The 25,171-nt window shown below is 64.2% G+C and carries 21 protein-coding genes; 8 read left to right on the top strand and 13 right to left on the bottom strand.

Annotated elements, in window-relative coordinates; translation table 11 throughout:
- Positions 1-203: 203 nt before the first annotated feature.
- The 3 genes from groES (at position 204) to I6F31_RS35285 (ending at position 2,586) form a co-directional block, all read left to right on the top strand.
- On the top strand, positions 204-518 hold the full coding sequence (groES, locus tag I6F31_RS35295; protein WP_036020204.1) for a co-chaperone GroES: 315 nt from the start codon (positions 204-206) through the stop codon (positions 516-518).
- Positions 519-554: 36 nt separating this feature from the next.
- Positions 555-2,174, top strand: a complete 1,620-nt coding sequence (gene groL / locus I6F31_RS35290) for a chaperonin GroEL (RefSeq protein ID WP_225186966.1) — start codon at positions 555-557, stop codon at positions 2,172-2,174.
- 79 nt (positions 2,175-2,253) lie between these two features.
- A complete protein-coding gene (locus I6F31_RS35285; RefSeq protein ID WP_225186965.1) occupies positions 2,254-2,586 on the top strand; it encodes a hypothetical protein in 333 nt (110 codons plus the stop codon).
- A 343-nt stretch (positions 2,587-2,929) separates the two neighbouring features.
- Here I6F31_RS35285 and rpoH read toward each other — a convergent pair whose 3' ends face one another.
- The gene (gene rpoH / locus I6F31_RS35280; protein WP_225186964.1) at positions 2,930-3,817 is read right to left on the bottom strand and encodes an RNA polymerase sigma factor RpoH; all 888 of its coding nucleotides are present in this window, start codon (positions 3,815-3,817) and stop codon (positions 2,930-2,932) included.
- A 377-nt stretch (positions 3,818-4,194) separates the two neighbouring features.
- On the opposite strand from rpoH, the gene I6F31_RS35275 reads away from it, so the two are divergent.
- Positions 4,195-4,428, top strand: coding sequence for a hypothetical protein (locus I6F31_RS35275; protein ID WP_225148584.1), 234 nt, complete (start codon positions 4,195-4,197; stop codon positions 4,426-4,428).
- A 6-nt stretch (positions 4,429-4,434) separates the two neighbouring features.
- Here I6F31_RS35275 and ftsH read toward each other — a convergent pair whose 3' ends face one another.
- Both ftsH and I6F31_RS35265 read right to left on the bottom strand, forming a co-directional pair.
- Complete coding sequence (gene ftsH / locus I6F31_RS35270) at positions 4,435-6,276, bottom strand: ATP-dependent zinc metalloprotease FtsH (protein WP_225186963.1); 1,842 nt, start codon at positions 6,274-6,276, stop codon at positions 4,435-4,437.
- A gap of 227 nt (positions 6,277-6,503) precedes the next feature.
- Positions 6,504-6,785, bottom strand: a complete 282-nt coding sequence (locus I6F31_RS35265) for a hypothetical protein (RefSeq protein WP_057030022.1) — start codon at positions 6,783-6,785, stop codon at positions 6,504-6,506.
- Positions 6,786-7,322: 537 nt separating this feature from the next.
- On the opposite strand from I6F31_RS35265, the gene I6F31_RS35260 reads away from it, so the two are divergent.
- Positions 7,323-7,694: an SPW repeat protein gene (locus I6F31_RS35260; RefSeq protein WP_225145710.1), complete on the top strand. Its 372-nt coding sequence runs from the start codon at positions 7,323-7,325 to the stop codon at positions 7,692-7,694.
- Positions 7,695-8,507: 813 nt separating this feature from the next.
- On the opposite strand, the gene I6F31_RS35255 is transcribed toward I6F31_RS35260, so the two are convergent.
- Entirely contained in the window at positions 8,508-8,741 is a 234-nt protein-coding gene (locus I6F31_RS35255; protein WP_306469161.1) for a hypothetical protein, read from the bottom strand.
- 598 nt (positions 8,742-9,339) lie between these two features.
- On the opposite strand from I6F31_RS35255, the gene I6F31_RS35250 reads away from it, so the two are divergent.
- Both I6F31_RS35250 and I6F31_RS35245 read left to right on the top strand, forming a co-directional pair.
- Positions 9,340-10,341 (top strand): ABC transporter substrate-binding protein, encoded by a 1,002-nt coding sequence (locus I6F31_RS35250; protein ID WP_081492914.1) that lies wholly within the window; start codon positions 9,340-9,342, stop codon positions 10,339-10,341.
- A 493-nt stretch (positions 10,342-10,834) separates the two neighbouring features.
- Positions 10,835-11,809, top strand: coding sequence for an ABC transporter substrate-binding protein (locus I6F31_RS35245; protein ID WP_225183242.1), 975 nt, complete (start codon positions 10,835-10,837; stop codon positions 11,807-11,809).
- A 105-nt stretch (positions 11,810-11,914) separates the two neighbouring features.
- Here I6F31_RS35245 and I6F31_RS35240 read toward each other — a convergent pair whose 3' ends face one another.
- The 9 genes from I6F31_RS35240 to I6F31_RS35200 form a co-directional block, all read right to left on the bottom strand.
- Complete coding sequence (locus tag I6F31_RS35240) at positions 11,915-12,718, bottom strand: hypothetical protein (RefSeq protein ID WP_225186962.1); 804 nt, start codon at positions 12,716-12,718, stop codon at positions 11,915-11,917.
- Between the two features lie 246 nt (positions 12,719-12,964).
- Positions 12,965-14,941 carry an acetyl-CoA carboxylase biotin carboxylase subunit gene (locus I6F31_RS35235; RefSeq protein WP_225186961.1) on the bottom strand — a complete coding sequence of 659 codons (1,977 nt, stop codon included), beginning with the start codon at positions 14,939-14,941 and terminating at the stop codon, positions 12,965-12,967.
- A complete protein-coding gene (locus I6F31_RS35230; RefSeq protein ID WP_225186960.1) occupies positions 14,938-16,554 on the bottom strand; it encodes an acyl-CoA carboxylase subunit beta in 1,617 nt (538 codons plus the stop codon). The genes I6F31_RS35235 and I6F31_RS35230 overlap by 4 nt, the downstream gene beginning before the upstream one ends.
- 114 nt (positions 16,555-16,668) lie before the next feature.
- Entirely contained in the window at positions 16,669-17,535 is an 867-nt protein-coding gene (locus I6F31_RS35225; RefSeq protein WP_225186959.1) for a 3-keto-5-aminohexanoate cleavage protein, read from the bottom strand.
- A gap of 198 nt (positions 17,536-17,733) precedes the next feature.
- Positions 17,734-18,534 carry an AraC family transcriptional regulator gene (locus tag I6F31_RS35220; RefSeq protein ID WP_225186958.1) on the bottom strand — a complete coding sequence of 267 codons (801 nt, stop codon included), beginning with the start codon at positions 18,532-18,534 and terminating at the stop codon, positions 17,734-17,736.
- Between the two features lie 184 nt (positions 18,535-18,718).
- Positions 18,719-19,375: a glutathione S-transferase family protein gene (locus tag I6F31_RS35215; RefSeq protein WP_057025965.1), complete on the bottom strand. Its 657-nt coding sequence runs from the start codon at positions 19,373-19,375 to the stop codon at positions 18,719-18,721.
- Complete coding sequence (locus I6F31_RS35210; protein WP_225186957.1) at positions 19,372-20,538, bottom strand: acyl-CoA dehydrogenase family protein; 1,167 nt, start codon at positions 20,536-20,538, stop codon at positions 19,372-19,374. The genes I6F31_RS35215 and I6F31_RS35210 overlap by 4 nt, the downstream gene beginning before the upstream one ends.
- 126 nt (positions 20,539-20,664) lie before the next feature.
- Positions 20,665-21,801, bottom strand: a complete 1,137-nt coding sequence (locus I6F31_RS35205) for an acyl-CoA dehydrogenase family protein (RefSeq protein WP_225186969.1) — start codon at positions 21,799-21,801, stop codon at positions 20,665-20,667.
- Positions 21,802-21,930: 129 nt separating this feature from the next.
- Complete coding sequence (locus tag I6F31_RS35200) at positions 21,931-22,701, bottom strand: helix-turn-helix transcriptional regulator (RefSeq protein WP_057025963.1); 771 nt, start codon at positions 22,699-22,701, stop codon at positions 21,931-21,933.
- A 186-nt stretch (positions 22,702-22,887) separates the two neighbouring features.
- Between I6F31_RS35200 and I6F31_RS35195 the strand changes: the two genes are divergently transcribed.
- Positions 22,888-25,152, top strand: a complete 2,265-nt coding sequence (locus tag I6F31_RS35195; RefSeq protein WP_225186956.1) for a marine proteobacterial sortase target protein — start codon at positions 22,888-22,890, stop codon at positions 25,150-25,152.
- The last annotated feature ends 19 nt before the right edge of the window (positions 25,153-25,171 follow it).

Raw genomic sequence — 25,171 nt, 5'->3', positions numbered from 1 at the left:
GGCCCAAGCCGATGCACCTCGCCCACCAAGCAGGCGTGACAGGGACGGCGGCACATCCAAAGGATCCGGACAAGAATCTTGCGCAAAAATTTTTGCAGGTCCTCTTGACTAGAAATCCGCGTATTCCTAGGTCGTTTGCCGCCCGGGGGCCGGTTCCGGACCCGGATTTTGGACATCGCTGAACCTACCCAAGGAGGATGTGCATGCATTTCCGCCCGTTGCACGACCGTGTGCTCGTGCGCCGCATCGATGCCGAGGAGAAGACCGCCGGCGGCATCATCATTCCCGACACCGCCAAGGAGAAGCCGCAGCAGGGCGAGGTCATCGCCGTGGGGCCGGGCGGGCGAAACGAGCAGGGCCAGCTTGTGCCGCTCGACGTCAAGGTCGGCGACCGGGTGCTGTTCGGCAAGTGGTCGGGCACCGAGGTCAAGATCGACGGCGAGGAGCTGTTGATCATGAAGGAAAGCGATCTTCTCGGCGTGGCCGAGCAGGCCGGCACGCTGAAGAAGGCGGCGTAACGCTGACAGTCATCGAACGGAAAGGAGTTTAACAACATGGCTGCCAAGGACGTGAAGTTCGCGACCGAGGCCCGCGAGCGCATGCTGCAGGGCGTCGACACACTGGCGAATGCGGTGAAGGTCACGCTCGGTCCAAAGGGGCGCAACGTCGTCCTCGAGAAATCGTTTGGCGCTCCCCGCATCACCAAGGACGGCGTCACCGTCGCCAAGGAGATCGAGCTGGAGGACAAGTTCGAAAATATGGGCGCCCAGATGGTGCGCGAGGTCGCCTCGAAGACCAGTGATCTCGCCGGAGACGGCACCACCACGGCGACGGTGCTGGCGCAGGCCATCGTCAAGGAGGGCGCCAAGGCCGTCGCGGCCGGCATGAATCCGATGGACCTCAAGCGCGGCGTCGACCTTGCCGTGGATGCGATCGTCGCCGACCTCAAGTCGCACGCCAAGAAGATCACCTCTAACGACGAGATCGCCCAGGTCGGCACCATCTCGGCCAACGGCGACACCGAGATCGGCCGCTTCCTGGCGGATGCGATGCAGAAGGTCGGCAATGAGGGCGTGATCACGGTCGAGGAAGCGAAGAGCCTGCACACCGAGCTCGAAGTGGTCGAGGGCATGCAGTTCGACCGCGGCTACATCTCGCCCTATTTCGTCACCAACGCCGAGAAGATGAAGGCCGAGCTCGAGGATCCCTATGTGCTGATCCACGAGAAGAAGCTGTCGGGCCTGCAGACCGTGCTGCCGCTGCTGGAGCAGGTCGTGCAATCCGGCAAGCCGCTCCTGATCATCGCGGAGGAGGTCGAGGGTGAGGCGCTGGCGACGCTGGTCGTCAACCGCCTGCGCGGCGGCCTGAAGGTGGCAGCCGTCAAGGCGCCGGGCTTCGGCGACCGCCGCAAGGCGATGCTGGAGGATATCGCGATCCTCACCGGCGGCACCGTGATCTCCGAAGATCTCGGCATCAAGCTCGAGAACGTCACCGTGAAGATGCTGGGCCGTGCCAAGAAAGTGGTGATCGAGAAGGAGAACACGACGATCGTCGACGGCGCCGGCGCCAAGAAGGACATCGAGGCGCGCAGCCAGCAGATCAGGGCGCAGATCGAGGAAACCACCTCGGACTACGACCGCGAGAAGCTGCAGGAGCGCCTCGCCAAGCTCGCCGGCGGCGTCGCGGTGATCCGGGTCGGCGGCGCGACCGAGGTCGAGGTCAAGGAGCGCAAGGATCGCGTCGACGACGCTCTGCATGCGACCCGGGCCGCGGTCGAGGAAGGCATCCTGCCGGGCGGCGGCGTGGCACTGCTGCGCGCGCTCAAGGCGCTCGACGGCGTCAAGACCGCCAATCCCGACCAGAAGGCCGGCGTGGACATCGTGCGCCGCGCCATCCAGGTCCCGGCGCGGCAGATCGTGCAGAATGCGGGTGAGGACGGCTCCGTCGTCGTCGGCAAGCTGCTCGAGAACCAGACCTACACCTGGGGCTTCAATGCCGCGACTGGCGAGTACCAGGATCTGGTGCAGGCGGGCGTGATCGATCCTGCCAAGGTCGTCCGCACCGCCTTGCAGGATGCGGCCTCGGTGGCCTCGCTGCTCATCACGACCGAAGCGCTGGTGGCCGAGAAGCCGAAGAAGACGGAAGCGCCGAGCGCTCCCGCGATGGACTTCTAAGGACGGGCGAGCCTGGCCGAGCGGCCGGGCTCGTTTGCCATGGATCTGTGACTGTGTTCTCGAACGAAAGGAGGATGAAATGATCAAGGATCGTGCTTTCTCCGCTCGCGGGGAAACCACTCGGAAAACGTTGCGGCGGCTCGCCGCCTTGGCCGTTGGGGCTGGCCTCTCGCTGGTGCCCTTTGCGGCCTTTGGCGCCGAAAGCCCCGGCCCTGCCGCCAAGACTGCGGACAGTTTCGAGCGGCTCGCCTTGCCGCCGATCCCGTACCTGGACACGATGCCGTGGTCGAGCTGGGATCGGGGCAGCCCGGCCATGAAGGTCAACACATTGCTGCCGGTCCTCGGGCCATCCGGGATCCGGCTCGACCTCACGCCGCCTGATCGAGACAAGCCGGAGCCCGCCACGAGCTGAAATGGGGGAGCGGCCGGCGAGGCCGCTCCTCATCGTTCAGCCACTCATCGCTCACGCGAAAGGAGGATCATCAGATGAGAGGCATTGTCCTCGCCGTCGCTGTGTTGGGCATGGCCAATGGGCTTCAGGCCAAGGAGGCCGACACGCCTCGCGCCGAGATGCGGAGCTCGGCCGAGCCCGCCCGGCAGCTTGCGACCAGTTCCGTCGGAGCGTCTCGGAGCAATCCGGGGAAGTCCGGCCAGACCGAGCGCAGGAGCCGGGAGTTTTCGCCCGAACGTCTTGTCCCCGATATCTGCAGAGGATGCTGATCGGCCTTGGCCGATCAGCATTCTTCTTCGCTCGCCTAACGCGACGTCGCAAGGCGCGCCTCATCGAGGCGCGCGAACATCTTCGCCTTGATCCGCTGCAACGCGCGCTGCTCGATCTGCCGGACGCGCTCGCGCGAGATGCCGAACTTGCCGGCGAGCGCATCCAGCGTCTGCTGCGGCTCGCCGAGATATCGCGCCTCGACGATGCTGCGCTCCCGCGGTGTCAGCGCAGCGAGTGCATCGGCGAGGGCAGCCTTGGTGCGTTCACGGTCGGCCGCGTCCAGCAGCAGACTCTCCGGATCGGGAGAGGGATCCACCAGCCGGTCCTGCCATTGGTCGCCTTCCGTCTCGACGCTGATCGGCGCGTTGAGTGAGATGTCGCCGCGCAGCCGGCCGTTCATCTCGGCGACGTCGGCTTCCCTGACGTCGAGATGCCTCGCGATAGATGTCAGCTGATCCGTCCGGAGCTCGCCATCCTCCGCGACGCCAAGCTTGTTCTTCAGCTTGCGCAGGTTGAAGAACAGCTTCTTCTGCGCAGCAGTGGTGCCCAGCTTGACGAGCGACCATGATCGCAGGATGTATTCCTGAACCGAGGCCTTGATCCACCAGGAGGCATAGGTCGCGAGCCGGAAGCCTTTCTCGGGATCGAACCGCTTGACGGCCAGCATCAGCCCGACATTGGCCTCCGAGATGAGGTCGGCGATGGCGAGGCCATAGCGGCGATATTGCAGCGCGATCTTCGCCGCGAGCCGCAAATGGCTCGTCACCAGCCGATAGGCGGCGTCACGATCGCCGCTATCGCGCAATCGCCTCGCATAGTCGGCTTCCTCCGATGCCTCGAGCAGCGGAAAACGATGGATCTCCTTGAGATAGCGGGATAGCCCGCTTTCCCCGTGAAGGGCAGGAAGTGAGGTAACCAACATCGCGCCCTCCCTCACGAGCACCGTTCGCCCCGATCCAGGGCGCGTTGCCGATCCAAGCGATAATCTGAGTGAAGCGCCGAGAGCGGCGCGGTCCGAGCGCAGTCAGGTTTCATGGCCAAATCCTCGTTAGAGCAAGATGGTTGGACCACCGCGAACCTGATCCGCTGAGCCCGATCATGGCACCCAGACGCCTCAGGCCGGTGGGCGCCACTAGAATTTGGAAATGGCCGGAATGTTCCAGCGTGACGTGAATGAAATCGGCGATGGCGATTGCCGTCTCCTTCTCCGCGCTCGCCGGGCTCTTGAAACGCGAAGCCTTCATTCCAATCTGGTCCACGCAGGCGCCGATGAGGCTGCACGCATGTTTGGTTCGTGGGATGGATGACTATCGTGATCTCGTGAGCGCGGCTCTTGCGCTGTTCTGCGCCGGCTTGATGTTGGTGGCCGGCCATCTCCTGATCGAATGGCACGCCAGAAGCACCGATCCCGGCATCGGGATCGAGGCGCCGAAGCGCGACGGCGCTCCCGCGCCGCTCATCTCGAACGGTTCGCCGCCGGACACGTGGATGATCGAGCTTCCCGCCGAGATCAGGCGCAAGCGCGCCGCGTGAGTGGCCCTAGATCGCCCGCAACCCTTCCTTGGGCATTTCCCGGATCAGCGCATCGATGTCGCTCTGCTCCAGCGTCTCCTTTTCGAGCAGCTTCCTTGCGGCGCGGTCCAGGATCGGCCGCCGCGTGGTCAGGATGCCCTGGGTGCGCTGGAACACCTGGTCGACGATGGTTTTCACCTCGTGGTCGACCGCGGCCGCGGTCTCCTCGGCATAGTCGCGCTCGCGCGTCGGATAGGGGCGGTCAGGGCCGGCCAGGAAGTTGCCGGGATCGCGCTCATAGGCGACGCTGCCGAGACGCTCCGACATGCCGTAGCGCGTCACCATGCTGCGGGCGATATCGGTGACGCGGCGCAGGTCGTCCGCCGCACCGGTCGACAAGTGCCCGAACACGATCAGCTCCGCGGCGCGGCCGCCGAGCAGCACCGCCATCTTGTTCTCCAGCTCCTCCTTGGTCATCAGGAAACGGTCCTCGATCGGCCGCTGGATGGTGTAACCGAGCGCGCCGACGCCGCGCGGGATGATCGAGACCTTGTGCACGGGATCGGTCCCCGGCAGTGAGAGCGCGACGAGGGCGTGCCCCATCTCGTGATAGGCGACGATCTCGCGTTCCCTGGGGTTGAGCAGGCGGTTGCGCTTTTCCAGGCCTGCGATCATGCGCTCGACCGCATTGTTGAAATCGCTCATGGTCACCGCCTCGGCGGCGCGGCGCGTCGCCAGCAGCGCGGCCTCGTTGACGAGATTGGCGAGATCCGCGCCCGTGAAGCCTGGCGTCAGCGCGGCAACGGCGTCTGCATCGACATTCTCGGCCAGGCGCACCTTCTTCATGTGCACCTTGAGGATCTCGATCCGGCCCTTCTTGTCGGGCCGGTCGACCAGCACCTGCCGGTCGAAGCGGCCGGCGCGGAGCAGGGCGGGATCGAGGATTTCCGGCCGGTTGGTGGCGGCGAGGATGACGAGCCCGGAGCGCGAATCGAAGCCGTCGAGCTCGACCAGCAGCTGGTTGAGCGTCTGCTCCTTCTCGTCATGGCCGCCGGCGAACGGGCCGATGCCGCGGGCGCGGCCCAGCGCATCGAGCTCGTCGATGAAGATGATCGCCGGCGCCTTGTCGTGCGCCTGCTGGAAGAGGTCCCGCACCCGCGCGGCACCGACGCCGACGAACATCTCGACGAACTCCGAGCCGGAGATCGAGAAGAACGGCACCCTGGCCTCGCCGGCCACGGCCTTGGCCAGCAAGGTCTTGCCCGTGCCTGGCGGGCCCACCAGCAGCACGCCTTTCGGCATGCGGCCGCCGAGCCGGCCATAGTCTGTCGGGTTCTTCAGGAAATCGACAACCTCGCGCAGCTCGTCCTTGGCCTCGTCCACGCCGGCGACGTCGGCAAACGTGACGCCGGTGTTGGATTCAACGTAGACCTTGGCCTTGCTCTTGCCGATCGCCATCAGCCCGCCGCCGATCCCGCCGCCCTCGGCCATGCGGCGGCCGATGTACCACCAGACGCCGAAGAACAGCAGAACCGGCATCACCCAGGACAACAGGTCGCGCAAAAACGTGCTCTCGATCTGCCCGGTGAAACGGACGTTGTGCTTCTCGAGCTCCTGGGCGACGTCCTGGTCGACGCGCGTGGTGACGAATTGCTTCTGGCCGCCGGACAGCGGCTCCTTCAGCGTGCCCTGCAAGGTGCGGTCGGAGATGCCGACCGTCTCGACTTTCCCCTGGCGCAGCAATTGCTGATATTCGCTGTAGGGGATCACCGCGATCTGGTTCGCCGCCGAGATCAGATACTGAATCAGGAAGACCGCGAAAATTGCGGCGATGGCGTATCCGATATTGAAACGGGCATTCTTGTTCATGCGAAGACCAGATCCGATCGTGTTACGCAGGCCGGGCTAGCGTCGAGGCGCATTTGGCGCGCTCGCTCGGGCCCGGTGCGCCTCCGGACCTGCATGTTCACGACAGAACTTCTCCTGCTGCCATCGGTTCCAGTCATCCCAAACGCGGGCTCGGCAGCGCCGGACGCAGGCGATCGAGATGCCGGGCTGCGATAAGGCCCGGTTGCAGGCCGGGCCTTTGCATCAGTTCACCAGGGATACCAGTAAGGATATGCCGCCGGATAATACCGGACGGTCCGGTAATAGCGGGGGCCATAATAGTATCGCGGCGGACCATAGACCGGCGCATAATAGACCGGAGGTGCGGCCGCGGCGGCCAGCGCTCCGGTGAACATGCCGAGCGCGATGGCCGGACCAATGCCTGGACCGCCCCAATGATGATGATGGCCCCGCCAATGGGCCGAGGCCGGCGCAACGGTTCCGATGAGGAGCGTTGCTGCCGCGGCGATTGCAAGAGCAAGCTTTCTCATGTGACTTCCCTCGACTTATGCCCGCGTAAGCGGGCTTCTCAATCCTTCGCATGAGTTTCGTTTTGCCGGACACAGCCGGCAGCGTCTGAACTTAGGATGGGCGGCGACGACTTCAAGCCTCTAACCGACAATTGGCCAAGTGGAGAGAACAGTCAGATCGTGTCAATCGAAGAAGGGCTTCGAACGTCCCTGCTGGCGCGTGCCAATAGTGACTAAGTCCGTAAATTCAGCCTTTGGTCCATCTGCGAAGTTGCGCTGCGTCTCACAGAGGTCTGCTTATCGCGGCAGAGCGGTCCAGATTTGCTTAACCTGAGTTCTTCGCATTTTGACCCTTCAGCGACCTCCGGAGCCGTCCGCTTTCCCGCCGCTGTTAAGGTTGGGACCGCAGGCGGTCAGCTGGTTAATGAGCACACAGCCTAGGACAGCACCGGCGCGGCGGGTCCGCCTCTCCGTTGCCATTATGCCGCGGGCCGCGATGGAAACCGGCTCGGCGATTACGCGGTTGATTTGGCATCGAAACCTCCAATGGAGGGTGCCATGCAGAATTGGGAAGGGAATTGGACGAACGCAAAGTTTTGTGACGTTGCGAACCTGATCCTCGGCGCCGTACTGTTCGTTTCGCCCTGGATATTCGGTTTCGATGCGGGGACGGTCTCTCAAAACGCCGTTATCACCGGTATCGCCATCGCGATCCTTGCGGTCGCGGCGCTGGCGGCGTTCGCGGTGTGGGAGGAATGGCTGAACCTCGTCGTCGGCTTGTGGGCACTGGTGTCGCCCTGGGTATTGGGCTTCCAGGGAACCACCGCGATGACGGTGCATGTGATCATCGGCGCGGCGGTCGCAATCTTGGCAGCGATCGAGCTCTGGATTATGTCCCGCAACCCGCCGCGGCTGACCACCGGTAGCTGAGAAGCTGGATCGTTTGGCTCGTGGCATAGCTTCGCCGTCCTCGGAAAAACCTGTCCAGCCGACGCGGACGAAATTCGGTGCGGACCTGGGGCCGGCAGCTACTCAGCGCAGTCGGCCTTGGGTCAGCCGTAAGTGCCGCAGCTCGAGCTAGCCTTGCTGGACGGCTTACTCCCGGCGCCAAATTCCGAAAGTGCCGATGGAAAGGCCTTGCTCCGGGGCTAGGTTCATCGGGCATTCCGTTTGCGTCGGATTCCCAAATTTGAATGCCACGGGGCATGATTTTTGGGACCAAGCTGCGTTTGCCATCCAACGGCAGACCTCTCGGTCCCAGCTCGTTTTTCGATCCGGAAAAACCTCCAGGCTGGGGCCGATGTGGTCTACTCCGGGCGTAAGCCGCCCCATCAGTACCAGCCCATCTTGAAACAGAGACCAAGCCAACCAGCGAGCGCGACTAGAGCGGCAATGTTGATGTACTTCTGAGCGTCTTGCATCATTGCACCGCAATCAAAGGCGCCCCGCAATTCGGAGCAACGGTGATTTGCCACTACCCGTTCCGCCTCTCTGCCCTTGACCAGATCAACAAGGTTCCGGTTTCTGGCGCTCGGTTCATCGCGGGAGCTCGGGGTTTCTCCACCTTATGTGCTTTGGCGTGTTCTTCTCGACCTGCGGGACCATGCGGGCGGGATCGGGACCGCCCGGAACGCCCCTGGGGCCGAGCAGCTCACGCGTAATGTCATCCTCGGTTCTTTCCGGCTCGACGCCGTTGATGGGCCGCTGTCGCACGGGAGCGACCTCCTGATGCCCACGGCAAGCTCAGGTCACCTCAGGCTTGAAGGTCTGCGGCTGCTGCTCTGGCGGCGGCATTTTAAAAGGAATGGGGAACGGCGTGCGCGCGAGGCTTACCAGCGCCGCCCGTTCCTCGGAGAGACGGCTTTCGATGTACTCGCGCTCCAGATCGGAAAGGCGGGTCTTGAGCAGCCGGTGGTAGCGGTGAATGCTATTGCGGTGGGTGCGCAAGCGGGCGAGCTTTTCTTCCAGAGTCATCATCGTCGTCCTCGACGGTTACAAGCAATCCTTTCCAAAAGAGGTCGGAGGAGCCTTCCGGCGTGAGACTTAGAGAGGCTTGATCTTGTTTCAAGATGGATCAGAAGATTGGACCAATTGCCTCAACCTCAAGCCAGCGTTCTGTACGCTCCGTGCTCCCCAGCGCGGGGCCGGATCATGGCAACCGAAAATCCGCCATGTGCTCTTGCATCGTCCCGTTGATGTCCGCTTGTGGCCCTCAGCCGACCATTGGGACCTCGCCCTCCGAGCACCGCTTTTGACCCATAGCAGAAGTCTGAGCCTGCACTCCAACCCCTCAACCGCCCGGGTCGAAACTCATTCTTGCGGTTGCACGTGCCTGACGCCGGAACGTGAGCATCGTCAGGGTCCCTGATCTCCTTAAACAATGGCATGGTCAGCAATCCCAGCGAGATGTGTAGCAGTAATGCTGTCGCAAATTGGCGTGCCATATTGCAATTCTAGGAGCGGGAACAAATGTTTCTCGCTTCGTGGAGCTGGGGGAGACAGAAGTCTGCGGCGGTTCGCGGATGCAACACTTTTGACCTTGGCCACTTTCAATGAGCTCGCCTGAACGGCTACGATGCCGTCACCAGAGAGCTTAGGAGCGCACATGAGACGGCGGGAGTTCATCACGCTTCTTGTCGGCGCGGCACCTCTGTGGCCGCTGACGGCGAGCGCGCAACGTTCAGCGGTAGCTGTTATCGGTGTGTTGTCCGTGGGTTCCCCTGACATTGCGAGTCCCTATGACGCAGCATTCGAAAGAGGTCTCGCGGAGAGGGGTTTCGTAGTTGGCAAAAACGTTACGATAGAACGTAGGTGGGCACGAGGAAACCACAGTAGGCTTCCGGAGCTCGCTCAGGAGCTCTTGCATTTCAATCCAGCGCTGATCATCGGAGGGGGCAATGTGGTTGCGCTCGCCGCAAGGAAAGTGACTTCAACCATTCCGATCGTATTCGTAATCGCGTCAGACCCCGTGAAGCTCGGACTGGCAAAGAGCTTCGCTCACCCCGGGGGCAACGCCACGGGCATATCTATGATGACAGCGAGGCTTGTCCTAAAGCGCCTCGAACTGATCCAGGAGCTGCTCCAGCAAAAGGCTACCGTCGGATTTTTGGTGAACCCTGACAATCAAGACTTGCTTCAGGAAATTGACGAAGTTGCCCGTTCGACCGGGCGGACCTTGAAAGTAGCCAAGGCGCGCAACCAGGATGAATTAGAGCCAGCTTTCAGGCAGCTTGTTAGTGCCCAAGTCGGGGCGGTCCTCGTCAGCAACGATGCGATATTTTTCAACCTGCGTGCGCAACTTGTCGCATTGGCCGATCGTCATTCGCTTCCGGCGTCTTATGAATTCCGCGAGTTTCCGGCGGCCGGTGGCCTGATGAGCTACGGGCCGAGCCTTGTCGCAAACTTTGAAAAAGCCGGCATCTACGCCGCACGAATCTTGGGAGGTGCTCGGCCGGAGGATTTGCCCATTCAGCAGCCCACGGAGTTCAGTTTGGTTCTCAACTCAGCAACCGCGCGATCCTTAGGCATCGAAATCCCGCCATCACTGCTCGCCCGTGCGGACGAGGTGATCGAATAAGGCTCTACGCCCGATGTCGGCCCGTAGCGACCTTGCCGCGCGACCGCGACCGTCTGCATTCGATCCATTGCGGACTCATTTCCCTATCCTCGGTCCTGATTGCGCCCCATAATGCTCCGCTGTTTGGAGGCTAGTCATGAGGCGACGCGATTTCATGTCGACCCTCGGCGGACTGGCCGCAATTTGGCCAGTTGCCGCGCGCGCCCGGCAAAAGGAACGTGTCCATCGAATTGTTTACCTAAGTGCTCCGAGCCGGGAGTTGGTACAACGCACGCTCGATGCTTTTCTGCGAAAGCTCCGAGAGCATAGTTGGGTTGAAGGCGAGAACTTCATCACTCGCTCTGACCTAATTCAGCGAGGTTCTTGCTGTGACGTTATTTTCGACTTATTCAACCCAAACGGCCCATCTCAATCCCGCATACCTCCGTCGATCACACGGTCCCATGGCAAAATGCTAATGTAGTCATCCCCAGGCGTGGTCCTTGGAGGGTACATGCAGCGGCGGGAGTTCATTGCACTGATCGGGGCCATCGGTGCCGTTTGGCCGCGCAGCTTGATCGCGCAGCCCGCCCATCAGCTCATGAAGAAGATGCCTCGCATCGGTTTCCTGGCGTCAGTTCCGCACCAACGTATCGAAGCCTTCGATCGCGGACTCCGCGAGATGGGATATGTGGAGGGCGCGAACATCATCATCGAGCGCCGGTTCTGGAAGAATGACCGGGAACAACTGGCGAGATTTGCCGCCGAGCTGGTGGCTCTCGAAGTCGAGGTGATTGTGGCGTCCAGCACGCCCGAGGCAATTGCCGCCAGGGCAGTCACCGGCACGATCCCCATCGTGACTGCCACCGCAGACGCGGTCGGTGTCGGCCTTGCGGCAAGTCTTGCGCGGCCGGGTGGAAACGTGACGGGACTGACCGGGGTCGCAAGCAGCGGCAAGAATTTCGGGCTTCTGTTGGAGTTACTGCCACGGGCGTCGCGGTTCGCGGTGCTCCTCGACCCCGACAACCAATATCATGCACGGCTGATGGCCGACTTCCAGAAAACCGCCGCGGACCGGCAGGTCGAGATACTTCCGTTGATCAAACGCTCGGTGGAGGACATAGGCCCTGCTTTCCAGACCATAGCTTCGAAGGATATTCAGGGCCTGCTCGTGCTTGTGGACCCCATCGGGTTCGCCAACCGGCGCAAGATCATCGAGCTCGCCGCGCAAAACCGCATTCCGGCGGTGTATCACTGGCGTGAAGAAGCGGTCGAAGGTGGCCTTCTCGCGTATGGCCCTGACATCATTGACCTCAATCGCCGCTCCGCCGGTTATGTTGCAAAACTGCTGCGGGGCGCGAAAGCGGCCGAACTCCCGATCCAGCAGCCGGAACGCTTCCGATTGGTGATCAATCTTAAGACTGCTCGCGCTCTCGGACTGAATATTCCAACCGCGCTACTCGCGACGGCTGACGAGGTGATTGAATGATGCTGCGCTGCATGAATCCGCATGTGGCCCTTCAGCTACATTGGAAGATTGCTGCTTCTCCGCTGGTGTTGGGGCTTAAGCGGACATCAGTCGACGGCCAGCCGCTTAATGCGTACACGGCCTAGATCCCAGTGCCCGGATCACCGGCCAGGCCGCGAGCGCGGCGGCGAGATGTTTGAGCGTATGGCCCGAGACCATGTGGCCGGTCGCTTCGAACACGGTCACGTCGCCGAGTTCGAACAGCTTGGCCAGCACATAGAAGACGATCACGCCGCCGAGCGGCACGCCAAGCGCGCCGGGTCGCGGGCGTGTGAACGCGAGGCCCACGGCCAGCGCCATGCCGCCGAACTGCACGACCACCCAGGGCGTGAGATTCTCGCGTGCCACCCAGGCCGCCAACAGGCCCGCGATCATCGTCAGCACCAGCACCGCTTCGCCTGCGCGCGTGCTGATGCGCTCGCTGGCCGCGATGCCCAGAAAGCCCGCGAACGCGACCGCCATGCCGAGACGATCGGCGATGAGCCGTTGCGGCACGTCGGGGTCGAGATGATAGAAGCCCGAGCCGAGGCACGTGAGGATCAGGCCGACGAGGAACCAGTTCGCACCCACCGGCGCATCGTGGCGGGCACGCAGCCGTTCCGAGCCCCAGACGCCCATCGCGAGGAAGGCGAGATTGCTCAGCACGTCGCCGGCATTGGGCACGCCGAGGAAGGTGCGGCTATCGACGAAATGCGGGATGTGCCAGGCGGCGGCGGGCATCGTGGGCGCCAGAAGCGCGGTGAGCGTCAGGACGAGGAGCGCACCGATAAGATATTTCTCGCCGGTTTGAAGGGGGGCGTACGAGAGTCGGCGAACGACTGGCGGGACCAGTGCATTGGCCGGTTGAGCTTGGTCGCGCGCGCGCAGCATGAAATAGCTCCAGATATTGAACATCGTTCAATATTGGTAGCTTGAAAATGAACTATGTTCAATGCGAAATTGCCGCGAGATTTGCGCAACAAGCAAGATCTTGAAATTACTTTGTTTTTTGAACGTGAGCGGCCGCCACAGCCGTAGGGTGGCCAAAGCGAAGCATGCCCACCATTCCGCTTATGATCGACATTCGTGGGCACGGCGCTGCGTGCCTGCCCACCCTACGAGACCGCGTTTGTGGCGCTAACCCGCCCCGATCTCCGCGACGATGCGGCCCGTCGTGACCTGCTCGCCTTCGGCGACGTCGATCGCGCTAACCACGCCCGCGGTGCCGGCCTTGTGGACGTGCTCCATCTTCATCGCCTCCAGCGTCAACACCGGCTGGCCGGCGGTGACGCGGTCGCCGGGCTTGACCAGCACGGCGACGACGCGGCCGTTCATGGCAGCGCGGACCTTGCCGTCGCCGCCATTGCTCGCGGCGGCCTGCGGTGCGGCTAGCGTGAGATCATTCACCGCGAGCGGGATGCCACGATGCTGCAGATAGAGCCGATCGCCATCCCGCAGGAATTTCGCGCTGTCCATCACGCCGGAGAGGCGGAAGCGGATGGCGTCGAGATCGAGCTGGTCGATCTCGAACTTATGCTGGCGGCCTTCGACGGCGACGGTGTAGCTGCCGTCGCGCTCGCGCATGATGTCGAGCTCGTGCGCATCGCCGCCGATGTCGATTTTCGCCGGCAGCGGAAAGGTGACGGCAAGGCTCCGCCCGCCCTGCCACGACGGCGCGCGCGGGTTGGTGACGTAGAGCAGCAGGCCTGCCAGCGCCATCTCGAATGCCGCGTCCGCACGCGGCGCAAGCAGCTCGTTGCGATGGGCGCCGATGAAAGCCGTCGTCGCTTCCCCCTTGGCAAAGCCGGGATGACGCAGGCACGACAATAGGAACGCCTGGTTCGTCGTCACGCCGAACGCGGTGAGCTGCTCCAATCCGACGATCAGCCGTCCCCTCGCCTCCTCGCGATTGACGCCGTGGCTGATCACCTTGGCGATCATGGAATCGTAGAATGGCGGAATCTCCGAGCCAGGTTGCAACGCGTGCTCGACGCGGATGCCCTCAGGCACCTGCCAGCGCGCCATGCGACCGGACTGCGGCATGAAATCCTGCGCGGCGTCTTCCGAGCAGAGCCGCACCTCGATGGCGTGCCCGGAGAACCTGATGTCCTGCTGCTTCACCGGCAAGGGTTCGCCGCGCGCGACGCGCAGCTGCAGCTCGACGAGATCGAGCCCGGTGATCGCCTCGGTGACGGGATGCTCGACCTGCAGGCGCGTGTTCATCTCCATGAAGTAGAACGCGCCACTGGCATCGAGCAGGAATTCCAGCGTGCCGGCGCCTTCATAGCGCAGCGCCTTCACCGCTGACACCGCGACCTCGCCCATCTTCGCGCGAAGCTCCGGCGTGACCGCCGGCGACGGCGCCTCCTCGATCAGCTTCTGATGTCGCCGCTGTACCGAGCAATCGCGCTCGCCGAGATGGATGGCATTGCCGTGCCTGTCGCCGAACACCTGGATCTCGATGTGGCGCGGGTTCTGGATCGCCCGCTCGAGGATGACGGCCGCATCGCCGAACGCGGCTTTCGCTTCCGACCGCGCGCTGCGCAGGGCATCGGGGAAGGATGCCGCGTCAGTGACGAGCCGCATGCCGCGGCCGCCGCCGCCGGCGACCGCCTTGATCATCACGGGAAAGCCGATCTTCCCGGCTTCGGTGAGCATGACCTCGTCGCCTTGCTCAGCGCCCTGGTAGCCGGGCACGATGGGCACGCCGGCCTTCTTCATGATCTCCTTGGCGCCGGCCTTGTTGCCCATCGCCTCGATCGCCTGCGGCGACGGGCCGATGAAGACGAGGCCGGCATCCTTGCAGGCGCGCGCAAACGCCTCGTTCTCGGCGAGAAAGCCATAGCCGGGGTGAACGGCATCCGCGCCGCTGGCCTTGGCCGCTTCGATGATCGCGGGAATGTTGAGGTAGGATTGCGCCGGCAAGGCTTCGCCGATGCGCACGGCCTGGTCCGCCTGCTTCACATGAAGCGCATCGCGATCCGCATCGGAATAGACCGCGACGACACCGAGGCCGAGTTTTCGCGCGCTGCGCATCACGCGCAGTGCGATCTCGCCGCGATTGGCAACCAGAACCCTAGAGAACGGCCGGTGCTGCACTGATCCGTTCCTCATGGGCGGGCCACCGAAAACTGCATGCGCTGGGGCGTGCGCGCATCGCCCTCGCGGCAGATCGCGAGCACCTCCGATAGCACCGCGCGGGTGTCGCGCGGATCGATCACGCCGTCGTCGAGCACGCGGGCGCTGGTCGAGAACACATCCATCTGGCCGTCGAACACGCCGATGATTTGCGCCTTCATGGCGTCGAGCTTGTCCTTTTCGATCGGCTTGCCGCGGCGCGCGGCAGCGGCCTCGGTCACGATCGCCATGGTCTCGGCGGCCTGCTCGCCGCCCATCACCGCGGTCTTGGCATTGGGCCAGGAGAAGCAGAAGCGCGGATGGAAGCCGCGACCGCACATACCGTAATTGCCGGCACCGAACGAGGCGCCGCAATAGATGGTGATCTGCGGCACCGTCGCCGAGGTCACCGCCTGGATCATCTTGGAGCCGTGCTTGATCATGCCGGCCTCCTCATAGGCCTTGCCTACCATGTAGCCGGTGGTGTTGTTGAGATAGAGGATCGGCGTGCGGGTCTGGCAGCAGGCCTGGATGAAATGCGTCGCCTTGTTGGCGCCGGCGGGATCGAGCGGGCCGTTGTTGGTGATGATGCCGATGGCCTGGCCCTCGATGCGGGCATGGCCGCAGACGGTGGCCGGGCCGTAACTCGGTGCCATCTCGGTGAAATCGGAATCGTCGACGATGCGCGCGATCACCTGTTTCATGTCGACCGGGCGCTTGTGGTCCATCGGCATGATGCCGAGCAGCTCGTCCTGGTCATAGCGCGGCGGCTTGAACTGCGCCGCCGCTTTGCCCGGCCGCTCCCATTGCAGCGCGGCCATGATCTCGCGCGCGATGCGCAATGCGTCACGATCGTCCTCGGCGAGGTAATCGCCGAGGCCGGAGATCTGCGTATGCATCTCGGCGCCGCCGAGCTCCTCCTCGGTCGCGATCTCGCCGGTCGCAGCTTTCAGCAGCGGGGGCCCGGCGAGGAAGGCGCGGGTGCGGCCGCGGACCATGACGATGTAGTCGGAGAGGCCGGTCTGATAGGCGCCGCCCGCGGTGGAGGAGCCGTGCGTGACGGTGACGACCGGCAGGCCCGCCGCCGACAGCCGCGCCAGGTTGCGAAAAATGTTGCCGCCGCGAACGAAATCCTCGACGCGGTAGCGCAACAGATTGGCACCGGCGCTTTCGACCAGTTGCACATAGGGCAGCTTGTTCTCCAGCGCGAGCTCCTGCACCCGCAGCGTCTTGTCGAGACCGTAAGGCTGCAGCGCACCGGCGTCGATGCCGGAATCGCTGGCGCTGACCATGCAGCGGATGCCCGAGACGAAGCCGATGCCGGCGATGACGCCGCCGCCCGGCACGCTCTTGTTCGCATCCGGCACGTCGAACATGTAGCCGGCGAGCGTCGACAGCTCGATGAAGGGCGCCCCGGGATCGAGCACCAGCGCGACGCGCTCGCGCGGCAGCAACTGGCCGCGCTTGTGGAAGCGGTCCTTGGCCGCGGCCGACGCCGCGCGCGTGCGCTCTTCCAGTGCGCGCATGCGGTCGATCAGGCCGAGCATGCCGTCGCGGTTGGCCTGGTAGGCGGCGCTGCCGGGGGAGATGGTGTTTTCGATGGTGGACATGACTTGATCCTGCTCGTCATTGCGAGGAGCGAAGCGACGAAGCAATCCAGACTGCATCCGCGGAGAGATTCTGGATTGCTTCGCTTCGCTCGCAATGACGGGTGAGGCGATACCTTACCTGTTCGTCCCAAAGATCTTCCGCGCCTCGGCGGGGCTTGCGATCTCGCGGCCGGCGCGCCTTGCGCAGGCGGCGACGGCTTCGATCAGCTGACCGTTCGACGTCACCTTGTTGCCGTCGGCGAGATAGAAGGTGTCCTCGAGGCCGGTGCGCAGATGACCGCCGAGCTCGGCACAGCGCTGGTGCAGCGGCCAGATCTCCTCGCGGCCGATGGCGGTGACCTGCCAATGCGCCTCGGGGCGCTTCAGCTTCAAGAGGATCGGCAGCAATTCAGGATCGGCCGGCATGCCGGAGGCGACGCCCATGACGAAATTGTACTCGAGCGGGCCGTTGTACATGCCGACCTGGTGGTACATGCCGACGCAGCGGACGATACCGACGTCGAAGCACTCGAACTCGGGGATGGTGCCGACCGCGTTCATGACGTCGAGATAGTCCTTCACCTTCTCGACCGAATTGTCGAACATCATCGGCGGCCAGGCCCAGCTGTTGTCGGCCTTCACCTTCAGGTAGTTCAGCGAGCCTGCGTTGCAGGCGGCAATCTCGGGCTTCGTCTCGCGGATGCAGTCGAGCGCGCCTGAGTAGTTCGGCCCCGACACGCCCGAGGTGTGGTTGATGATCACGCCCGGGCAGGCTTCGCGGATCGCCTGCTGGATCTCCTTGCTGACCGCGACCTCCCAGGACGGCAGATGTCCCTTGCCCGGCGCCTGCTGGCGCAGATGGATGTGCATGATGGACGCGCCGGCCTCGAACGCAGCCCTGGCCTCGCGCGCCATCTGCTCGGGCGTCACGGGCACGTTGTGCTGCTTGGGGTCGGTGAGCACGCCGTTCAGCGCGCAGGTGATGACGGCCTTGTCGCTCATGCGTTCACTGTCTCGCACGTTTAGAATTCAACGCTTGCGATCATGTGACGCGCGACATGCGGCTTCTTGCGCGGAGAAGCTGGGAAAAGACGAGCTTTCGTAGGGTGGGCAAAGGCGCCCTTGCGCCGTGCCCACCGCTTTCGGTGTTTGGCAAAGATGGTGGGCACGCTACGCTTTGCCCGCCCTACGAGAGCGTGCCTAGCTCGCCTCCGCCATCCGCACGGTCTCGGTGCTGCGGTAGATCGCAAGATCGCGCGAGCCGACGAAGATCGCCCGCGGCTTCAATCCGTAGAAGCGGCGGATCGAGTGGCTGAAATGCGTGGAATCGGGATAGCCGATGTCCTGCGCCAGATGGGCGAGGTTGAGGTCCTGGTTGGCGAAGTGCAGCAGATACCGCGCGCGCTTCCAGGCGCGGAAGGAGCGGAACGAGATGCCGGTCTCCTCCTTGAACAGGTGCAGGAAGCGCGAGGCCGAGAGGCCGGCTTCAGCGGCGCAGGTATCCGCCGTCACCGGCTCGCCGGAGAAGCGCTCGATGCGGGCCACCGCACGCATCACGCGCGGATCCAGCACGCGGCGCGGCAGCGCCTCGCCAAAGCACATCTCGTCGAACTCGGCCGTGGTGATGTCGCCATAGCGGCGCTGACGCAGCAAGGCGTAGGCGGCGAGGATCTTGCGGGCATAGGCGGCCTGATCGGGTCCGGTCAGGCGCGCGGCCAAGGCTTCAAACACGCCATCCGCCATGCTTTCCGGCTCCAGCGTCACGCTGATGACGGTGCGATAGTCGCTGGCGATGGAGTGCCGCTGGTTCGGCAGGGTGACGAACAGCTCGCCGGTGGCGAGAACGTCGTCGATGGTCAGGTGCAGATTGCCCTTCACCGCGACATAGACATGGCAGCAGCCGGGTGTCCGTTTGCGCGGACGGCCGAGCAGGCCCGCATAAAACACCCGCTCCGGCGTGATCAGCATCAGGTGGTCGGATTCGCGACCGTTATATTCCATTTGGTTCCTCCTCGCGCGGCTCTCTGGCCGCTGCGGACGGAGGTCACCTTAGCGGAAATTTGGGCGCTGTCACGGTAGGATAGCGCTGTCAAAAGACATGGCGCGTCGTGGACGCGCAATAGCGCGAACCGGGAATCTCGAGGTTCCGGGATCGCGCTTCCGCGCCCCGGAATGACGGTCTCCCTTACGCCCTCACCCTCGGCGCAACATTCTGCTCTTGCCCGGCCTTTTGCTCCGCAGCAACCGCGCGCTTGAAACCCTCGCGCTGCTGCAGGCGCGCCCAATAGGCTGCGACGTTTGGCCCGAAATCCTTGGCAAGCCCGATATTGCTCGCGAGCCGAAGCGCGTAACCGATGACGATGTCGGCGGCGGTGAAGCGGCCCGCGCACAATGTTTCGGCATTCGCCGTCGCTGCCTCAACGGCGCGCAGTCTGCCCAGAAACCATTTCGCGTAATCGGTGGCGACCTGCGGGTTGCGGCGCTCCTCCGGCTCGAGCTGGGTGTATCTCAGCACCAGCGTCTGCGGGAAGGTTAACGTGGCATCGCTGAAATACATCCAGTTCAGGAACGCGCCGTAGGCGGGATCCTCAGGACCGACCATCAACGGCGTCGGGCCGTATTTGATGCCGAGGTAATGGCAGATGCCGGAGGATTCCGTCATCCTTGTCTCGCCGTCGATCAAGAAGGGGATGGTGCCGAGCGGATTGAGCGCGAGATAGTCCTTGGCGAAGACGCGCGGCGGGAACGGCAGCATCTTCAATTCATAGGGCAGCCCCATCTCCTCCAGCATCCAGAGCGGACGGAACGAGCGTGCGGCGTCGCAGTGATACAGCGTGATCATGAGGCCTTCCCTTTGCTGCCGGGCAGCGTGCCCATCATCTTGCACAGGACCATCAGCATGACCTCGTCGGCGCCGCCGCCGATCGAGGTCAGGCGGCTGTCGCGATAGGCGCGGCTGACCGGCGTCTCGTTGGTAAAGCCCATTCCGCCCCAATATTGCAAGCAAGCGTCGGTGAGCTCGCGGCCGAGCCGCCCGGCCTTCAGCTTGGCCATGGTCGCGAGCCGCGTCACATCCTCGCCGGCGACCAGCTGCTCACCGGCGCGATAGATCAGCGCACGCAGGAGCTCGACCTCGGTCTGCATCTCCGCGAGCTTGAAGTGCACGACCTGGTTGTCGAGGATCGACTTGCCGAAGGCTTTGCGGTTGCGGGTGTATTCGATGGTCTGGTCGATGATGTATTCGTGCGCCTTCAGACAGGCGGCCGCGCCCCAGAGCCGCTCCTCCTGGAACTGGATCATCTGGTAGGTAAAACCCTGGCCCTCCTCGCCGATCCGGTTGCGCTTGGGCACGCGGACATTGTCGAAGAAGATCTGCGCGGTGTCGGAGGAGCGCATGCCCATCTTGTCGAGTTTTCGCGCGACTGTGACGCCCTTGGCCTTCATGGGCACGCAGATCAGCGACTTGTTGCGGTGAACGGGACCGTCGCCGGTGTTGGCGAGTAGGCAGATCCAGTCGGCCTGGGTGCCGTTGGTGATCCACATCTTGCCGCCGTTGATGACGTAATCGCCGCCGTCGGAGCGCGCACTCGTCTTGATCGAGGCGACGTCCGAGCCGGCGCCGGGCTCGGAGACGCCGATGCAGGCGACGTAGTCACCGGAGATCGAGGGCGCCAGGAATTCGCGCCGAACCTCGTCGGAGCCGAAGCGCGCCAGCGCCGGCGTTGCCATGTCGGTCTGCACTCCGATCGCCATCGGCACGCCGCCGCAAGTGATGGCGCCCAGCTCCTCCGCCATCATCAGCGCGTAGGAATAGTCGAGGCCCGAGCCGCCGAATTCGACCGGCTTGTTCAGGCCGAGGAAGCCGAGGCTGCCCATTTTCTTGAACAGCTCGTGCGCGGGGAAGATGTCGGCCTTTTCCCACTCATCGACGTGAGGATTGATCTCGCCCGCAATGAACTTTTGCAGCGAGCGGCGGATGTCGTCGTGGTCGGCGGTGAATAGCATTTTGTCCTCTCGTCATTCCGGGGCGCGCGTAGCGCGAGCCCGGAATCCATTTGTCTACGGTGTCTGCGGCCCGATGGATTCCGGGCTCGCTTCGCTGCGCTTCGCGCCCCGGAATGACGGCCGTAGTCACAACCCCATCTGCCGCGAGGCCAGATCCTTCATGATCTCCTCGGTGCCGCCGCCGATGGCGTTGACCTTGACCTCGCGATAGATGCGTTCGGCCTTGATGCCGCGCATGAAGCCGGCGCCGCCGAAGGTCTGCACGGCTTCCGAGGCGCAAAAAGCCATGGTCTGCGTCGCCTGGTTCTTCATCATGCAGATTTCGGCGACCGGGCTCTCGCCCTGCTCAAGCCGCCAGGCCAGCATCTCCAGCATGGCTTGCGATGCCGCCACCTTCTGCGCCATGTCGACGATCTTGTGGCGGATGACCTGGTGCTGCGCGAGCGGCTTGCCGAAGGTCTTGCGCTCCTTTGCGTAGGCGATGGCCTCGTCGAGGCAGACGCGCGCAAAGGCGGTGCAGCTCGCGGCCATGCCCATGCGCTCGCTGTTGAAGTTCTGCATGATGATCTTGAAGCCTTGGCCCTCCTCACCGATCAGGTTTGCGGCGGGCACGCGGCATGCGTCGAAATGCAGCGTCGCGGTGTCGGAGGCCCACCAGCCCATCTTCTTCAGCTTGGTCCTGGACAGGCCGGGCGTGTCGCCTTCGATCAGGAGCAGGCTGACGCCGCCGGCGCCCTCGCCGCCGGTCCGCACCGCAACGGTGAGGTAATCGGCGCGCATCCCTGACGTGATGAAGGTCTTCTCCCCGCTCACGACGTAGTCATCGCCGTCGCGACGCGCCCGAGTGCGCAGGTTCGCGACGTCCGAGCCGCCGCCCGGTTCGGTGATCGCCAGTGCGGAGATCTTCTCGCCTGCCAGCACCTGCGGCAGCACGCGCGCCTTCACCTCGGCGCGTGCGGCCCGCGCGATCGGGGGAGAGCCGATCGTATGGCTCATCAGGCTGGCGCTGACGCCGCCTGCGCCGGCGCGCGCAAGCTCCTGGCTCGCCACGATCTTCATGAACTGGTCGGCGGCGACGCCGCCATATTCTTCCGGGAATCCAAGTCCCAAGAGGCCAATTTCGGCCGCCTTGCGATAGAGCGTGCGCGGGAATTCGCCGGCTTCGTCCCAGTCATGGGCAAAGGGCGCGATCTCCTTCTCGACGAAGCGCCGCATCACGTCGCGGAACGCGTCGTGCTCGGCGGTATAGAACGGGCTCTTCATCGCGAGACTTGCCTCGAACGGTTTCGTCTCAGCCACCATGGCTCTAACCTGGGCCGTTCACTTGCGCGGAGTGGCTGATCGGCGCGAACGCTTCGAGCAAGCCAGCAACGCACCCCCAGCGGATTGCTGTCACAGCGTCAGAAACAACGCGAACGGCTCTTCCACCGTGCGGCGCAAGTGCTTTCGATACAAGGCGTGGTTGGGATCCTCGGGCGCAACCCGGCCCAAGGAAGGTTTTGGGATATTCCTGAGCGGCACATAGGCGATCGGCGCGGCGATCGGCGTGAGCTGCGAGCCGGGCCCGGCGCGCAGCGTCGAGATGATGCCGTACATCTCGCCTGATACCGTCGGCCGCGACACCGTGATCACGCGGTGCTGGCCGTGCTTGATGATGACGAGGTAGATGAAGCCGGACTGATGGGGAACGGCGACCTCGCCGGTATGCTCGTAGGCGGCATCGGTCCGATCGCCCTCGCGGAAGACCAGCGACGAGAGCTTCGGCTCCCAGGCGATCTCGGTGCGATAGGCGAAGATCGCATCCTTGTCGCCGAACGACGGCCGCAGGGTGATGTAGACGTCCTCGAGCCAGGTCACCGCGCGATGGGCATAGGAGCCGAGACTGTCGGGCGCGACGTCGTTTGCGGCGGGAGGCGCCGCCGCGACGACATTTTTGCGCAAGGAAACGCCGAGCGCCTGCTCCAGCCGGACTGTCGTCGCCAGCGTGAACGGCCGCCGGCCGCCGAGCACCTTCTCCAGCGTCGACAGGCTGAGCTTGGCTTGCTCGGCCAGCGCCTGCCGGGACATCCGGCGCCGGGCGAGCTCCTCGCGAATGGTCTCGGCGATCTCGCGGCTCTGCTCGTCCGAAAGCTGCTTGTCCGTGAGTTTGTCCTGCATCTGCATCGTCAGCCCCGCTCCAGGCCGGTCACTCTAGCAGGGCGGACAAACCAGCACAAAACCGCACATGACCGCCCCGGCTCAAGCGAGCCTGGGCCGGCCGCGGCGGAACATTGCCGATCATTCTGCTCGCGAAATCCCGCCCCGCCGGCGGATGCTGAGGACCAGCAAACATGCTTCGGAGCAAGCCAAATGAACGCCTACGACACGGCCGACGGCGACGACCACCCGCTGTTGAGCCGCCTCATCAAGGTCGGACTGTTCCTTCTGGCGCAGGGCATCGCCGTGATGCTGGTCGCCTTCCTGGCCCTGCTGGTGAGTTTCGGGGCGAGCTGGTCGGCGACGACCGAACAGGCCAGCCTGCTCCAGCCCGGCGAAGCACGGTCGGGCAGCCTGCTACTGAAAGAGGACGGCACTACCACGGAGGCGATTCGCCTCGGGACCGATATCGACATTACCGTGTCGGGCCCGACCTTGCGCGCCCGCGTCACGCAAGCATTTCGCAACCCGACCAAGGATTGGGTCGAGGCCACCTACGTCTATCCGCTCGCGGCCGGCGGCGCCGTCGACACACTGAAGATGGTGGTCGGCGACCGCGTCATCATCGGCGACATCAAGGAACGGCAGCAAGCGCGCGTGATCTACGAGGAGGCGCGCCGCGCCGGCCAGAAGGCCGCGCTCACCGAGCAGGAGCGGCCGAACATCTTCACCAACTCGGTCGCCAATATCGGTCCCGGCGAAACCGTGCTGGTGCAGATCGAGTACCAGGAGCCGGTGCATCAAGTCGGCAACGAATACTCGTTGCGCCTGCCGCTCGTGGTCGGGCCGCGCTACAATCCCGTACCGATCATCCAGAGCGTCGATTTCCGCAAGGACGGCTCGGGCTGGGGCGCGGCGACGTCGGACCCGGTGCCGGATCGCGAGCGCATCTCGCCGCCTGTGCTGGATCCCGCCAAACATCCGCCGCTCAATCCGACCAGCATCATTGTGCGCCTGCAGGCCGGCTTTGCGCTCGGCGAGGTCAAGAGCCACCATCACGCCGTCAAGACGGAAAGCCCGGACAACATGACGCGCGTGGTGACGCTCGCCGACGGTGCTGTGCCCGCCGACCGTGATTTCGAGCTGACCTGGAAGCCGGCTGCCGAGACAGCGCCATCGGTCGGACTGTTCCGCGAGCACATCGGCGATGCCGATTACCTGCTCGCCTTCGTCACCCCACCGAGCGCCGAGCAGGCGGCGCAGAAGCCGCTGCCCCGCGAGGTCGTGTTCGTGATCGACAATTCCGGCTCGATGGGCGGCACGTCCATCGTGCAGGCCAAGGCAAGCCTGCTCTACGCTCTCGGCCGCCTGCAGCCGAATGACCGCTTCAACGTGATCCGCTTCGATGACACCATGGACATGCTGTTTCCGGCCTCCGTGCCGGCCGATGCTGCGCATGTCGGCGAGGCGACCTCCTTCGTCGGCGCCTTGCAGGCGCGCGGCGGCACCGAGATGGTGCCGGCGATGCGCGCGGCACTGGCCGACAGGCTCGGCGACACCGGCATGGTCCGCCAGGTCGTGTTCCTGACCGACGGCGCGATCGGCAACGAGCAGCAATTGTTCGATGCGATCACGACGATGCGCGGCCGCTCGCGCATCTTCACGGTCGGCATCGGGTCCGCGCCCAACACCTATCTGATGACCCGCGCCGCCGAGCTCGGCCGCGGCGCCTTCACCCATATCGGCTCCACCGAGCAAGTGGAGGAGCGCATGCGCGGCCTGTTCGCCAAGCTGGAGAATCCGGCCGTGACCGGCCTCACCGCAACGTTTTCCGAGGCCAAGGCCGACGTCACCCCGGCGATCATTCCCGACGTCTATCGCGACGAGCCCCTGGTGCTGGCGGCGAGGCTCGACAAGCTCGCGGGCTCGCTCGAGATCAAGGGCCGCGTCGGCGGCCGCCCATGGTCGGCGACGCTGCCGCTGCAAAACGCAGCCGAAGGCAAGGGCCTGTCGAAGCTCTGGGCCAGGCGGAAGATCGCCGATGCGGAGGTCGCGCGCACCCTGCGCGAAATGACGCCGGAGGAAGCTGACAAGGCGATCCTGGCGCTGGCGCTCGACCATCAGATCGTCACGCGGCTGACCAGCCTCGTCGCGGTCGACAAGACGCCAAGCCGTCCCGAAGGCGAACCGCTCAAGCTCAGCGAACTGCCGATCAACCTGCCCGCGGGCTGGGACTTCGAGAAGGAGTTTGGCGAGCGGCCGCATCTGACGCCGACGCAGCTGCACGAGCGCCATGCCGATGCGCGCAATCAGCCGGCAACGCGACGGCCGACGCCTGCTAGGCCCGATGCGATCCGCCTACCCAAGACCGCGACCTCGGCCGAGCTGAAGATGATCGCGGGTTTTATCCTGATCGTGCTCGCCCTGATCCTGTTCGTGTTCAAGCGGCGTCGGACCTTGCTCACCGACGCCGCTTGAGAGAGGAGCTCCCCGAACT

The sequence above is a fragment of the Bradyrhizobium sp. NBAIM01 genome (genome assembly GCF_020194115.1).
GTDB classification, from domain to species: Bacteria; Pseudomonadota; Alphaproteobacteria; order Rhizobiales; family Xanthobacteraceae; genus Bradyrhizobium; species Bradyrhizobium yuanmingense.
Note: the sequence above shows the minus strand (reverse complement) of the source record. Positions and strands in the feature narration are given on the sequence as shown.